This is a genomic window from Sulfurospirillum cavolei (assembly GCF_001548055.1).
Lineage (GTDB): Bacteria > Campylobacterota > Campylobacteria > Campylobacterales > Sulfurospirillaceae > Sulfurospirillum.
Window position 1 is genome coordinate 1,765,189 of sequence record NZ_AP014724.1, and the last position, 14,377, is coordinate 1,779,565.

General features: G+C 46.9%; 14 protein-coding genes. 8 read left to right on the forward strand and 6 right to left on the reverse strand.

Translation table 11 applies throughout. The annotated features are described in order from the left end of the window. Window positions 1–52 precede the first annotated feature (52 nt). Together UCH003_RS09015 and UCH003_RS09020 are read left to right on the forward strand one after the other, a co-directional pair. Window positions 53–430, forward strand: a complete 378-nt coding sequence (locus UCH003_RS09015; RefSeq protein WP_060826256.1) for an ArsR/SmtB family transcription factor — start codon at window positions 53–55, stop codon at window positions 428–430. After that, the gene (locus tag UCH003_RS09020) at window positions 417–2,414 is read left to right on the forward strand and encodes a heavy metal translocating P-type ATPase (protein ID WP_060826257.1); all 1,998 of its coding nucleotides are present in this window, start codon (window positions 417–419) and stop codon (window positions 2,412–2,414) included. Before UCH003_RS09015 ends, UCH003_RS09020 begins: the two co-directional genes overlap by 14 nt. A 62-nt stretch (window positions 2,415–2,476) precedes the next feature. Here UCH003_RS09020 and UCH003_RS09025 read toward each other — a convergent pair whose 3' ends face one another. Genes UCH003_RS09025 through UCH003_RS09035 form a run of 3 tightly spaced genes read right to left on the reverse strand, consistent with a single transcriptional unit; the run spans window position 2,477 to window position 4,574 of the window. Then, on the reverse strand, window positions 2,477–3,331 hold the full coding sequence (locus tag UCH003_RS09025) for a hypothetical protein (RefSeq protein WP_060826258.1): 855 nt from the start codon (window positions 3,329–3,331) through the stop codon (window positions 2,477–2,479). Window positions 3,332–3,375: 44 nt separating this feature from the next. Further along, on the reverse strand, window positions 3,376–3,840 hold the full coding sequence (locus UCH003_RS09030; protein WP_039675008.1) for a threonine/serine exporter family protein: 465 nt from the start codon (window positions 3,838–3,840) through the stop codon (window positions 3,376–3,378). A 2-nt stretch (window positions 3,841–3,842) separates the two neighbouring features. Continuing rightward, window positions 3,843–4,574 carry a threonine/serine exporter family protein gene (locus UCH003_RS09035; RefSeq protein WP_231964765.1) on the reverse strand — a complete coding sequence of 244 codons (732 nt, stop codon included), beginning with the start codon at window positions 4,572–4,574 and terminating at the stop codon, window positions 3,843–3,845. Between the two features lie 215 nt (window positions 4,575–4,789). Between UCH003_RS09035 and UCH003_RS09040 the strand changes: the two genes are divergently transcribed. Beyond that, on the forward strand, window positions 4,790–6,145 hold the full coding sequence (locus UCH003_RS09040; RefSeq protein ID WP_060826260.1) for a hypothetical protein: 1,356 nt from the start codon (window positions 4,790–4,792) through the stop codon (window positions 6,143–6,145). On the opposite strand, the gene UCH003_RS09045 is transcribed toward UCH003_RS09040, so the two are convergent. After that, a complete protein-coding gene (locus UCH003_RS09045) occupies window positions 6,142–6,849 on the reverse strand; it encodes a type 1 glutamine amidotransferase (protein WP_060826261.1) in 708 nt (235 codons plus the stop codon). The genes UCH003_RS09040 and UCH003_RS09045 overlap by 4 nt on opposite strands. Before the next feature lie 205 nt (window positions 6,850–7,054). Here UCH003_RS09045 and UCH003_RS09050 point away from each other — a divergent pair, with 205 nt between their 5' ends. Genes UCH003_RS09050 through UCH003_RS09070 form a run of 5 tightly spaced genes read left to right on the forward strand, consistent with a single transcriptional unit; the run spans window position 7,055 to window position 11,753 of the window. Further along, window positions 7,055–8,428 carry a circularly permuted type 2 ATP-grasp protein gene (locus UCH003_RS09050; RefSeq protein WP_039675011.1) on the forward strand — a complete coding sequence of 458 codons (1,374 nt, stop codon included), beginning with the start codon at window positions 7,055–7,057 and terminating at the stop codon, window positions 8,426–8,428. Further along, window positions 8,425–9,087, forward strand: a complete 663-nt coding sequence (locus UCH003_RS09055; protein WP_039675012.1) for an alpha-E domain-containing protein — start codon at window positions 8,425–8,427, stop codon at window positions 9,085–9,087. Before UCH003_RS09050 ends, UCH003_RS09055 begins: the two co-directional genes overlap by 4 nt. After that, window positions 9,077–9,850, forward strand: a complete 774-nt coding sequence (locus UCH003_RS09060) for a transglutaminase-like domain-containing protein (RefSeq protein WP_060826262.1) — start codon at window positions 9,077–9,079, stop codon at window positions 9,848–9,850. Before UCH003_RS09055 ends, UCH003_RS09060 begins: the two co-directional genes overlap by 11 nt. Beyond that, window positions 9,847–10,800, forward strand: a complete 954-nt coding sequence (locus tag UCH003_RS09065; protein WP_060826263.1) for a M14 family metallopeptidase — start codon at window positions 9,847–9,849, stop codon at window positions 10,798–10,800. The genes UCH003_RS09060 and UCH003_RS09065 overlap by 4 nt, the downstream gene beginning before the upstream one ends. Then, entirely contained in the window at window positions 10,797–11,753 is a 957-nt protein-coding gene (locus UCH003_RS09070) for a M14 family metallopeptidase (RefSeq protein ID WP_060826264.1), read from the forward strand. The genes UCH003_RS09065 and UCH003_RS09070 overlap by 4 nt, the downstream gene beginning before the upstream one ends. A gap of 41 nt (window positions 11,754–11,794) precedes the next feature. On the opposite strand, the gene UCH003_RS09075 is transcribed toward UCH003_RS09070, so the two are convergent. Together UCH003_RS09075 and UCH003_RS09080 are read right to left on the reverse strand one after the other, a co-directional pair. Further along, window positions 11,795–13,405, reverse strand: coding sequence for a methyl-accepting chemotaxis protein (locus tag UCH003_RS09075; protein ID WP_060826265.1), 1,611 nt, complete (start codon window positions 13,403–13,405; stop codon window positions 11,795–11,797). Between the two features lie 78 nt (window positions 13,406–13,483). Then, complete coding sequence (locus UCH003_RS09080) at window positions 13,484–14,374, reverse strand: transglutaminase family protein (RefSeq protein ID WP_060826266.1); 891 nt, start codon at window positions 14,372–14,374, stop codon at window positions 13,484–13,486. Window positions 14,375–14,377 lie beyond the last annotated feature (3 nt).

The following is a 14,377-nucleotide window of genomic DNA, read 5'->3' on the forward strand; positions in this document are numbered from 1 at the left end:
CATATGAGCAATTGTTCATATGAACAGTTATACATTTTAAAAGGAGCATGCGATGGGTGATGAATTTTGCAGTTGCGACATAGTGCACGAAAACGTCATCGAAATGGTGAAGAAGAAAATGCCGCAGGAGGAAAAGCTTTACGACCTTGCCGAGCTTTTTAAGGTTTTTGGAGACACAACGCGTGTGAAGATCATCTCGGCTCTGTTTGAAGCAGAACTGTGTGTATGCGACATCGCAGAACTCTTGCATATGACTCAGTCCGCCATCTCGCATCAGCTCCGTGTTTTGCGTCAAGCGCGTCTTGTCAAGCACCGCAAAGAGGGAAAAGTCGTCTTTTATTCGCTTGATGACGAGCACATCAAAAACATTTTCAACCAAGGCTTAAAACACATTTTAGAACCACGAGGATTTGAGTATGCACTTCAGTGAAAAAGCACCCCAAACCTGCGATGCGACAACGGGAAGTTGTTGCAGCAGATGCCAACCCATCGTTCCAGATCATGCCCATCACGACCATGATCACGATGAACACGACCACCACCACGGTTTAGGAGATTCGAGTTTAAAAGAGATGCTCACGTCGTGGCATTTCATCACGTTTTGCATCGGTGCGGTGCTTTTTATCGCCGCTGTTTTGATGGACGAGAGTCATCCTTGGCTGTTTTGGACCTACCTACTTAGCTTCTTTCTAGTGGGCGGTGAGATTCTCTACATGGCGGTTACCAACCTTTTCAAAGGGCATGTTTTCGATGAAAACTTTTTGATGGGACTTGCCACCGTGGGCGCATTTAGCATCGGCGAATACCCTGAGGGTGTTGCCGTGATGCTCTTTTTTAGAGTCGGTGAATTTTTCCAAGACTTAGCGGTCGATCGCTCTCGCAAGTCCATAACCCAGTTGATGGACATTCGTCCCGATTTTGCCAATCTTCAAAGCGAAGACGGCGAGCAAAAAGTCAACCCAAGCGACGTGGCACTCGGCAGTCGCATCATCGTGAGACCGGGAGAGAAAATCCCACTCGATGGCACTATCATCGAAGGACGCTCCACACTTGACACCTCAGCATTGACAGGCGAATCTTTGCCCAAAGAGGTGGGTGTCGGCAGTGACGTACTCTCAGGAACCATCAACAAAACAGGTGTTATCATCGTTGAGACAACCAAACTTTTTTCAGAATCCACCGTTTCAAAAATCTTAGACCTTGTGCAAAATGCAGGAGCTAAAAAAGCGAAAACGGAGCAATTTATCACAACGTTTGCGAAGTATTACACGCCTTTTGTTGTGATCTCCGCGGCATTACTTGCCTTTTTACCGCCACTTCTGATGCAAGACGCACTGTTAAGCGAGTGGTTTAGACGCTCGTTGGTTTTCCTTGTCGTTTCATGCCCGTGCGCATTGGTCGTTTCCATTCCGCTGAGTTTCTTTGGAGGCATCGGCGGTGCGTCTAAAAACGGCATCTTGGTCAAAGGCGGCAACTTTCTTGAAGCGCTCAACCGTGTCGATACCGTGGTGTTTGATAAAACAGGAACCCTCACCAAAGGCTTTTTCAGTGTGACGTCGGTTCGCGCACTTCACGGTCACAGTGAGATCGACGTCCTACGCTTAGCGGCTCTTGCGGAGATGCACTCCAACCACCCCATCGCGATCTCCATCAAACGTGCGTACATTGAGCCTTTAGATGCGGTTGTGAGTGATTATGAAGAGTTGGCGGGGTATGGTGTCAAAGCGATCATCGATGGCAAAACCGTTCTTGCGGGCAATGCCAAACTGTTGGTCGAACACGCCATCGTTCATGAAGCCATCGACACGCCTGACACGGTGGTGTATGTCGTAGTTGAGGGGAAACTCATCGGTTCTATCCTCATCGCCGATACGCCTAAGGAAGATAGCAAACAAGCTATCTTAGCACTTAAAGCACTGGGTATCCAAGACATCGTGATGCTCACGGGAGATAATCAAACCGCCGCCGATAAAGTCGCACAGGAACTTGGCATCACCCACGTTGAAGCCGAACTTTTACCGCACCAAAAAGTGGAGAAACTGGAAGCCCTTATGGCGAAAAAAACGGGTAACGGCAAAACCGTCTTTGTGGGCGATGGCATCAACGATGCACCTGTTTTGGCGCGCGCTGACATCGGCATTGCCATGGGAGGCGTTGGAAGTGACGCCGCGATCGAAGCTGCGGACATTGTCATCATGACCGACGAGATCAGCAAAGTCGCCACCGCACTTAAAATCGCCCATAAAACCCACGCCATTGTGTGGCAAAACATCATTTTCGCACTGGGTGTTAAAGGGGCTATTTTGATTATGGGAGCGTTTGGAATCGCCACGATGTGGGAAGCCGTTTTTGGAGACGTCGGCGTTGCACTCATCGCCGTACTCAACGCTACTCGGGTTTTAACGCATAAATAAACTACGCAAAACGCTCTTCAAATCGAGGAGCGTTTTTGCTTACATGTAAAGAGTTTTTACTGTCATTCTTGTAGTATGCGCCACGGCTTGTCTGTGAGTGGATTTACCTCTACATGATTTTCGCTGTCAATCCAAGAATCTTGAAAGATTTTCCAGCCATTTTTATAGGGTACAAAAACAAACAAATCACCACTCAATTGATCGTCAAACGCAAGGGCATTACCATACTTTGGTGTAAAGATTATATCTAACTCTAAATAAACTTTATGAACTTTGTTATCGATGCTTATTTCATCTTTTCCAAAACACCATTTTTCTCCTACCTCACTGGTGTAACATTTATGTTGAAATATCTTCTCAAAATATACACTTTCATCATAAGATGTTCCAACCCGTATTAAAGAGCCAACCATTGGAATCTCGTTAGGCAAAGAGGCTATTTTTTTAGGTTCATACATAAATTCACTAATGAATAATTGCTTTTGGCTATCAACTTGAAGCTTAATACATTTATAAGTATATTCACAAGACCATAATACACTCTTTTGTTCAAAGCTACAGTCGTAATTTTGCCCTTCATGATAATTTTCACTAACGCTAATAAGACCATCCTTGCCAATATTAACAATCAAAAGATCACTTTCTTTATTTGCGGATAATGCGTAATTTTTTGTTTTTTCGAGTTTAATCCAAAAATCTTTTTCAACATAATGCCCTTCATAAGGCGACAAAAGTGTTTGCTGATTACACTGAATCGTTGGAAACTCTTTTTTTAACATATCCAACGTATAGTCAAGCCTTGTATCGTTATCTGCACATAATGATGTACTGATGGAAAATAGGCACAGTAGAAAAGCGGAATTTAATTTGGCTAGCATAACAATCTCCAATAGTTTTAAATCACGAAATAATTTCATGGCTAAAATCCATCTAAAATCTTTACATGTAAACACCCAAACCTCTAAATAATCGGCTGCTTCCGCTTTGTATAATACATCGAAGGCAGTACCAAACCAAAGGCGATGGCAAATAAAATACTCACCGCGTGCAAGCCATTTTCGATAAAACGTGAGAGCAAAACGTCGCTAACGCCCTCGGTGTTCATGCGCACAAGGCTGATCATCATCTCATACGCATACGTTCCAGGGATCATCGGAATGATAGAAGCGACCGTGTAAACGGGTCTAGGCATCACGTAACGGCGCGACCAGAACACGCCGATAATGCCGATCGTCGTCGCGGCGATAAACGTGGAGAGTTCGATGGAAAGATGCGCGTGCATGAGTACATCGCGAAGCCCGTACGTCAACGCACCTCCTGCCGCACAAAAAGGCAATGCAGAGCGGGGCACGTTAAAAATCATTGCAAAACCCACAGCGGGAATCGCCGCCCACAAAGCGTCCAATAAAAGACTCATCCATTCCATCGTTACCATCCTTGCACTCCCAAAAGTCCCATGGCAAGCATAATGCCCAGTGATGCCATCAGCGTCATCAAGGTCGCTTGTGCCCAACGCCCCCAACCCATACTGATGTAGCCTTTAAATGCATCCAACATGGAGTTGATATAAGGAAAACCCGGAACAAGGAGCAAGACACTCGAAGAGAGTACGATGTGCCCAGTGGTGCTAAAGCCCTCGAAAAAGGCAAGACTCGCGATGAGGGTACAGACAAATGCGGTAAACGCAAAGACGATCAGCAACGAATAGTTACGCCGTGAAAGCTCCCTGCGCACACTCATCCCTACCGATGCCGCCACAAACGTGATGAAAAAACCCGCCCAATCCGCTCCTTGCAAATGACTAAACGCCGCGCATGAAAGACCGATCATGGGGATAATCAACCATCCAGGATACGCATTGGCATGAATATTCGCCAACGCACGCTCCACACGCATAATGTCGCGAGGATTTTGCTCCGCCTCAATACAGATCGTGACGATCTGATGGACGATGGACATATTGATCGGCTGTTCGTACGCGCGCCTCGTACTCGTTACGGAAGAATCACCGATCAATGTGGTTAACACGATAGCCGAGGGAATCAACGACATCTCAATGGAAGTACACCCAAGCGCTACACCCAAGCGAGAGGAGAGTTGCTCGATCAAACGGCTCTCCGCCCCATACTCCAAAAGCATCGTCGCCACTTTAACAACCACGGCGGTAATCCTTGTCTGTTCTTCTTTCGAGATCGTGGGAAATCCTTTGTATGTTCTATGGATAGAATCATAGTTAAAATAGGTTTAAAATGAAAAGAGAACCATCTTTTTGAGATGCACGATCACCTTTTTTACGCTTACATGTCACGTATATCTCTTGGTTTTCCTCTAACCTTCATTTTGCTACAATAACGCATTTAAATCCGGAACGAACGATGAACAAGCTCTGTAAAATAGCCCTTTTAGCGATTACGTTTTTACATGTCGCAAAACTTTTTATGCCCGTGAGTTTGGAGCTTTTATCGTTTTTTACGGCCGTGTTGTTTGTCTGCGGTTTGGGAATGCAAAAAAAGGGATTCTTGCGCATTACGGTGCTTTTTTTCGTTTTGGGAACGACGATCCTCCTTGTATACCGCCTTGCCTTTCCCGTCTGGATGCAATCGCTCACGTCTATGACCAATATTATCGCGATCATCGTCGTGATGCAACTTTTTTCGATTCCCATCGAAGCGGGACGTTACAGCGACACCGTCGAGTATTGGCTCAAAAAATTGTTTCGCAAAGAGAGTTCGCTTTACTTTTTTGCGATGCTCGTGACCAACCTTTTTTCGAGTTTTTTACTCTTCGGAACCGTTCCCGTCATGGTCGCGCTCTTTAACAAAGCCCTTAAAAACAGCGTTTTAGACTATCAACGTTTTTTTGCGACCGCGATTATGCGCGGTTATGCGCTCGTGCTTTTTTGGGCACCCGGAGCCGTCATCATCTTGCTGGTCATGCAAGTGACGCACGTGTCGTGGTCGGAACTTTTCGTACCGGGCTTTTTATTAAGCACGATCGGACTCATCACGTCGTACCTTTTGGAACATACGTTGCGTTTCAACCGCCCTGTCCTTTCAGAGCCCTTTGAAGCTTCTGCACGTCTTGCGCACAATGCCCCGAGACAAACGGTGCATATCGTACTGGTCGTCGTTTCGCTTTTACTTTGCATCGCCCTTTTGGAGTCTTTTTCCATCGGCACGGCGACGGGAAGAATTTTGCTTGCGGGTTTTATGATCTCCGTCGTTTGGATCGTGTCGTTTGCGAAGCATCCCAAGCTTGTTGCGATCTTGAAAACGTATGCGCAAAGCGGCATCACGCAAGCAACCGACTTTGCGATCTTTTTTATCGCGGTGGGATTGTTTGCGGGAGCGATCGATCATAGCGGTATTTTAATGCACGTTCAGCCTCTCTTGCAAGAGAGCATCAACCGCATGGGCATTTTTTCCATCATCGTCATACCGCTTTTATTTATCGTTATTGCGATCTTCGGTATCCACCCGCTTGTCCTTGCGGTCATGTTCGGCAAGATTTTACTCTCCCTCTCGTTGCCGCTCTCTTCCGTTTCGGTGGCACTTCTTTTGATCTTAGCGGCGGCGATTTCGTTTATCGTTTCGCCCTTTGCCGGTATGTCATTGATGACCGCCAAGTTTTTAAACGTCACGCCGCTGGACGTTTCGCTTCGATGGAACCTGCTCTTTTGCACGCTTTTTTTAGCGGAAGGGATTTTATTTGCTTACATGTGGTCTTTTTAAAGCGTTTTTGAAGTGACATGTAAGAACTCCAAAAGCGTGTGCATCATCGCTTCGGTGCGTTGCGTGCGCTCCTCAATCCGTAAAAACATCGCTTCTTCGTTTTGCACGTATCGCGAAGGGACAAGTTCGTCTCGACAGTTTTTGACGATAGACGCTATCGTCTTTTCGGTCATTTCCAGATGAAACTGCAAACCGATTACGTTTTTTCCGACTTGAAAAGCCTGATGTGCGCACGCGTCGCTCTTTGCAAGCCAAAAGGCATCGCGGGGAAGATCAAATGTTTCGCCGTGCCAATGAAACACTTCAAGCGAATGCGAAAAGGCAAAGACTCCCTCTTGGGTATCGTACCGAGCGGGTACGATCGGAAACCAACCGATCTCTTTTTCACGATTAGGATACACCGCACTGCCTAGAGCACTCGCGATCAATTGCGCTCCCAAACAAATTCCTAAAACAGGTTTGCAAGACGCGATCATCGAACGTATCCACGCTTTTTCTTCCGCAAGCCAAGGGTACGCCGCTTCGTCGTTGACGCTCATCGGTCCACCCATCACGATCAAAAAATCGATCTCTTCGAGCTTCGGAAAAGATGCGTTTTGTTCGTAAAAACGCGTGTAGGTTACTTGATACCCTTGCGCGACAAGCCACGGCTCGATCGTTCCCAAACCCTCAAAGCTTACATGTAAAAATGCATGTGCTCTCATAAAACTCCTTTTCAAAATAGAGTAGAACCTTTGAAATTCTTTTGAGTGAGCATAGCATAAAAAGCCCCTTGCTTCGCCTTTTTTTTCGTATACGACACGTTGTTTAAAAAATAACCAAAAAATTACATTTTTATTCGCTTCCTCTGCTTATTTTTGTGCTAAACTGCTTGCATCACATTGACGTGAAAGGGCAAAGGTAACGGTCATGATAGAGTCACACTCTCCCCTCTACGATGCTTTCAAAAGCGTCTTAAATACCATCGATACGCAACGCGTCCAAGAGTTACTCGCCTACATGAACACCGAGGCGATCAATTTCAATCTCTTTAAAAACAATGCCTTTATCGAACGTAAATTTCCGTTCGATATTATTCCGCGCATCGTTTCCCACCAAGAGTTCACGTACCTTGAAAAAGGCATTCAACAGCGCATTTACGCCCTCAACCTCTTTTTAGAAGACATTTACGGTGCGCAAAAAATTCTCAAAGACGGCATTATTCCCAGCGAATTCGTCTTCGCGTCCAAAGCCTATCTGCCCGCATTTGCGAATACACCCGTATCAAAGAACATTCGCGTGCATATCAGCGGCATCGATTTGGTCAAAAACAGCGTCGGCGACGGCTGGGTCGTTTTGGAGGACAATCTACGCGTTCCAAGCGGCGTGAGTTATCCGCTTTCGTTGCGTATTTTGACGCGCAAAGTTTTTCCCGAATTTTTTGAAAAGCTCCCGATTCAAAGCGTGCACGATTATCCCAAGCGTCTCGAAGCGGCGATGGACTACGTCAATACGGGCGGTATTAACGTTATTCTTACTCCCGGACGGTACAATTCGGCGTTTTACGAACACTCGTACCTTGCCAAGCAAAGCGGTACGGTCTTAGCGACGGGAGACGACCTCTTTGTCGAAAAAGACAAAGTCTACCTGAAAACCTATCTCGGCAAAAAAGCGCGCGTCGGTGCGATTTACCGTCGTCTCGACGACGATGCGCTCGATCCGGTGGAGTTCAATGCCGACTCGCTTATCGGCGTACCGAACATCACCCAAGCCTACCGTGCCGGCAATATCGCGCTTATGAACAGCATCGGAAACGGCATCGCCGACGACAAAGGGATTTATTACTTCGTACCGGCGATGATTCGTTATTATATGAACGAAGAACCGATCTTACAAAACGCGCCGACGTATTTGGCATTTTTTGAAAAAGATCGCAATCACATCTTGCAAAACCTACGCACGCTCGTCATTAAAGACGTCGCCGAAGCGGGCGGATACGGCGTCGTTTTCGGCTCTAAACTCTCCAAAAACGAGCGCGAAGCCCTCAAAGACGCTATCATCAAAGAACCCAGACGCTTTATTGCTCAAGAAGTCATCGAATTTTACGACATCGAGTGCTTAACGAACGAAGGAACGTTAAGCCCGAGAAAAGCCGATCTTCGAATGTTTTCGATCTTTAGCGACGATATTTTCATCTGGCCGTGCGGCTTGACGCGTTATGCTATGGATCCGAGCAGCTACATCGTCAACTCTTCCCAAGGCGGAGGATTTAAAGATACGTGGGTTTTAAAGGAGAGCAAATGATCCTCATTTCACCGCAAACCGCCGAAAGCCTCTACTGGATGGGACGATACATCCAACGTGCCGAGAGTATGACGCGTCTTATTATCGCGCTGTTCGATAAAATTATCGACGAAAACTTCAACGAAGCCAAAGATCTGTACGAAAAATTGGGTATCGCGCTTCATTATACTTCTTCGCAGGCGTTTTTGCGTAAAAGCGTCTTTGAACTTGATTTTATCAGTTTGCTCTACGTCATCAATACCGCACGCGAAAATGCGATCTTAACGCGTTCGCACCTGCCCAATCGTATGTTTAGCCGTATTAACGCTTTGTATTTAAAATACCAAGCCGCTAAAGAAGAGCCTACGGTCTCGATTTATTGGCTCGAATCGACGCTTCAGGAACTCGATGCGATCTGGGGCAATTTGGAACTCTCTTTGGTAGAATCCAAAGAAGCACCGCTCATCGAACTTGGAAAAGTCGTCGAACGTATGGATCTGAGTATTCGCCTGTTCGACAGTATCGAAGCGGCCGTTTGGGATACAGAAAAGCTTAATGTCATTGCCGATAAAATACGTCCCGGTCACAAAAAAATTCTTTTATCCAGTAGCCAAAAAGCCAAAGCTTTAGCTACGATCAATTCGGTATTTGGAGCTTTAATCACATCTCATGAAAGTTAATTTTTCGTATGATTTTACCCTCACGTTTCCAGAATCCGTGAGAGACCATCGCTACTGTTTGCGTATCGTTCCTTACGAAAACGCTATACAAACCTGTTCCAACCTTGACATACGCGTCAATACGAATGCGGCGTTCGAACAAGGAACCGACGGTTTTGCCAACCGTTTCGTGTACGGGACCATCGCAAAACCGCACAAAAGTTTAAGCGCACACATCGAAGGCGAACTCGAGCTTTTACCCTACGTCTATTGCGACGAAGAGCCTCCCGCTCTTTACAATGCACCTTCGCCGCTTGTGAGCTTTTGCGCGTTGATGCAGGCGTTTTTGGACGAAACGACGCTTCCGGTGAGTGCTTTTCGCAAGGCTTTTATGCTCACGCAAAAAATACGTGATAGCTTTACGCTGATCGAAAGTACCAAAGCGGAAGGGTTGGAGAGTTTTTTACTCTATAAAGAGGGGCTTCGAAACGATTTTAGCCATCTTTTGATTGCTTTATTGCGACATGTCAACATTCCCGCTCGTCTGTGCCACGGTTTTATCGAAGGCGAAAATAAAACGCATACGTGGGTCGAAGCATGGATGGACGGCGATTGGAGAGGATTCGATCCGATCAAAGGCATCGTCATTCACGACGAACCTTACGTAAAATTGGCACATGGACGCGATTTTTCCGATTGTGCGATTTACAAAGGCAGTTATATCGGAAAACGTCAACACATTTTAAAAATTACGGGACAAATCGGAAGGGAAGAACAACAATGATCGAAGAAGTTTTCAGCGTTCAACTTCCCGTCAACGAGACGCTTTCGCTCAAACGCAACCGTTTTGCGCCGAGCGATATTACGAAAGCGACCAAACGCATTTCGATCGTCACGGGCATTCACGGCGACGAAATCGAAGGGCAATACGTCTGTTACTTGCTTGCCAAATGGCTCAATGCCAACCCTGAGGCGATTAAAGGCATCGTCGATATTTATCCCGCCATGAATCCGATGGGCATCGATAGCATTACGCGTGGTTTTCCGTTTTACGACGTCGATCTAAACCGTACGTTTCCGGGAAGCACGTCCGATTTTTTACCCGCGCAAGTCTCCAACGCCATCGTCGATACGGTCAAAGGAAGCGACTACGCCATCGATATTCACGCAAGCAATATCTTTTTACGCGAACTCCCCCAAGTGCGCATCAGCCGCGCCAATGCCGACGAGTTGGTTCCTCTAGCGGAAAAACTCGGTATCGATTTTATTTGGGTGCACGATGCGGTAACGGTTTTGGAGTCGACCTTTTCGCATGCGATGAACACGCTCGGTACGCGAACCTTGGTCGTGGAAATGGGTGTCGGAATGCGTATTACCAAAGAGTACGGACAAAACCTCACGCGCGGTCTTTTGAACCTGATGGCACATGTAGGCATTATCGATAAGCCAATTTTACCGCCGACGACGCTTGCGGTTTCAACGCTCAATTCCGAAGTTTTTTTTATCAACGCCTCCAAAGCGGGCGTTTTTATTCCTATTTTAGAGCATAACGTCAGCGTACTGCGCGGCGAAAAACTCGGGGAAATCATTGATCCGCTTTTGGGCGTCGTCCAAGAGACGATCATCAGCCCGTGCAACGGACTTTTATTTACGATTCGCGAATACCCCGTCGTTTACGAAGGCTCTTTGATTGCTCGCATACTAGAAGACCCCAAAGAGGAAGCAAGCGTATGAGAGAAGAAGTTTTATTTGAAATCAGCTCTTTGAGCCGCAATCCGCTTAAAGTCAAAGGGTACCGCTTTGGACGAGAAGGTACGACGCCTAGTTGCGTGATCGTAGGACCGATGACGGGAAACGCGATCGATCAACTGTGGATCGCCTCTCAAGTCGTACGCTTTTTACGCCAACAAGAACTGGCAAACGCCGCATTTATCAAAGGCGAAATTCTCGTCGTTCCTACGGTCAATCCCTATTCCTTCAATATGGGCAAAAGTTTCTGGCCGCTCGATAACACCGACATTGACGTGATGTTTCCGGGCTATGATAAAGGCGAGACGACCCAACGCATCGCCGCACGACTGTTTGAAAAAACCAACAACTACGACTACGCAATTTTACTCGAAGCCAGAAAAGATCACGTCGAGTGTATCCCTTACGTCAAAGTGTTGCAAACGGGTCGCGAAAATATCGATCATGCCAGAGCGTTCGGGCTTGATTTTATTCATCTCAAAGAGCCGAGTCCTAGCGATACGGTTTCGCTGAACTACAACTGGCAAATCTGGAACGCGCAATCGTTTTCGCTCGTCTCGGGTAAAAAAGGTGTTTTACAAAAAAACGAAGCCAATAAAGTGATCGATGCGATCATTCGGTTTCTTTCGCAAAAAGGGCTGATCGATTATGCGACGTTTGCGGCATCAAGCGGCAACATCATCACGCAAAACGACATTGAAGCGATTAAAAGCACCGCCGCGGGACTCTTCGACGCGCTGGTTCCGATCGGCGAATGCGTCGTTCACGGTCAACCATTAGGTCGTATTTTCAATGCGCTGGAAGGAACGTTGATGCAGACGATTATCTCTCCGTGCGACGGCATCGTTTCGTGTCGCTACGACTATTCGATGATTTTTCAAAATGCGATCGCGTACCGTATTATCAAAGCGGAAGCGGCACTAAATCGTTACATGTAAGAAAGCAGAGGAGCAAAGAAGTCTTTGCCCCTAAACGCAGATTATGAGCGGAATTGATTGAGTTTGGTATTGAGGTTTTCGGCTAAACGCGAGAGATGATCCGCCGCCGCGGCGATCTCTTCGACGCTTCTAGCGTTTTGGCTGGTCAGCGTATTGATGTTGGAAACCATAGAGACGATTTTATCGGTGTCGTTGGAAATCTTATGCGAATTGGACGCACTCGTCGTTACGGACGTCACGCTCTTTTCCATCACGTCTACCGTTCCCAAAATCGTCGATTCGACGCCGCTGGAAACATCTGTCAGCCTTTGAATATTTCGAGCGTTTTTATTCATCTGATCGGACGAATCCACGATCGACTGAACGATGACGTTGATGGTCGCGTTAATCTCGGTCAAAGAGGCTTGCGTACGTTCGGCAAGCTTTCGCACCTCATCCGCAACGACGGCAAATCCGCGTCCGTGTTCTCCGGCACGTGCCGCTTCGATGGCGGCATTGAGCGCCAATAAATTCGTTTGGTCCGCAATATCGGAGATGACGGTCAAAATTTGTTTGACCTGCTCGGCATCGTGGCTCATCTGCTCCAATTTATGCGCCAATGCGCTCTCGGCCTGACTGGCATTATCGACTTCGTTTCGCAACGAAATAACCTCTTCTTTGGCATTGTTAAGCTTTTGACCCGCAGAGGCGATCTCCGTTTTCATCGCTTCGGAGAGTTGTGCCGTCTCTTGAACGAAACGTTTGATCGTATCGATCTCGTGAATCGCGTTTTCGACGATCAAAGAGCTTTGCTCGGCATTGCGCCCGATTTGCATACTGGTCGTACTAAGCTCATGCGAAACCGATGCGTTTTCGTTGGACGAATTTTTGGCATCTTCGATCGTGTGTTCTAGCGTATCGACCAAGTCGTTGAAACTCTTGACGATCTCGTTGATTTCGTTTTTCTTGTCGTAGCTGATGCGAAATTTGAGCTCTTTGGTGCGCACAAAACTCGTGATACTGTCGCGAATCAAATGCACGCCTTGCAAAATATTTTTGCGAATCGCAAAGCTTAAAACCAAGACCGAAAGCCCAACGGCGAGCGCGACCAAAATCATCATCAACGTTGCGTTTTCTTTCGTATCGACGGCAATCTTCGCATCGTTTTGCGATAAGGTTTTATTGTACGCCATATGCTCTTCCAAAAGGGTATTGAGTGCCGTGCTTTGTGTACGCAAGTTATACAACAATGCTTTAGCTTCTTCGTTTCTATCGGCTGACGACAAGGTAAAGAGTTGCTCGGAAATAGCGATAAAAGGGCTAATCAGCTCTTTTTCCTTAAGATACATCTCTTTATCTTTTTCGTCGGAAAGTAAACTTTCGTATTTTTTATAGCTGGCGTCAAATTTTGCCCGATACTCGTGAAAACGTTTTTCAATCCTTTGAAAATCCTCTTTATCGTGAGCCGTAATGTGTTCCCACAGCCTCACGCGCATCTGATTAAATTCGTTTTGCATGTCCGCCATAATTAAAACGCTCGGAAGCGAATTGACGTTACAGGTATTGGTTTTTTCAAACACTTGCTCCATCTTGGTCAGCCCGATACCGAAAATAGCGATAAGCCCGAAAATAGCGATGGATAGCATCATCATCAATTGTCGTGAAATACTCATAGTTGACTCCTTTATGATCTTGAGTGAAATCATAACTTAGCAAGTGTGACAAATGCGTTGCATGCTAAAAAAGGAGTTTTAAATGTTTCGTCGTACGTCCACTTCGATGGAAAGTTTGCTTTGCCCGCTACTGAGCACCACGCCTCGAAGCGGTGCAACGTCGTCGTAGTCTCTGCCGCTTCCTAAGACGATGTGTTGCGTGCTTGCAAGAAGATTGTTCGTCGGGTCGAATGCCGCCCAACCGTATTGCGGGATATACACGCCGACCCACGCATGCGACGCGTCGCTTCCGAAGAGTTTTTCGCCTCCAAGCGGAGGCACGGTTTCGATATAGCCGCTGACGTATCGAGCACTCAGTCCCAACGAACGAAGTGCCGCAATCGCAAATTGCGCAAAGTCTTGGCACACGCCTTTCTTGGCTTCGAAAATCTCCTCAATCGGCGTCGTAATATCGCTAAAACCGGCGACAAAATCAAAATCGTCGTAGATGCGCCCCATAAACTCTTTGATCGCTTCGGCGATAGGACGGTGCGGTTCGAACGAACGTCGCGCATAAGCGCGAATAGCGTCCGAAGCCTTGGGAATACGTTTGGAGTCGAATAAAAAGAGCTTTGCCTCAATCGCATCGGGATCAAAACGCGTTAATGCGCTTGCGACCTCTTCACATGTCAGCGTTAACGCTTCAAAACGCTCGACGCGCCTTAAGACCTCTTGTTCGTCTATGCTGACATGGGAACGACCGACGACGCTCAAGGATCGATGCGCCTCGCGAATCAACAAATGCGACGTTGCGTTCCCGAACATATCGGTAAAATCGCTGGTTTCGTACGCCAATGGCGTCACTTCCATCTGAAAATCCATGACATGTTGCGTGACACTCTCTTTGGGACGCAACCGTGCGATATTGTGGCTAAACGTCACAAGCCCTTGATAATGAAACGCCGTTTGATGGTAAATTTCGTACGTCATAGG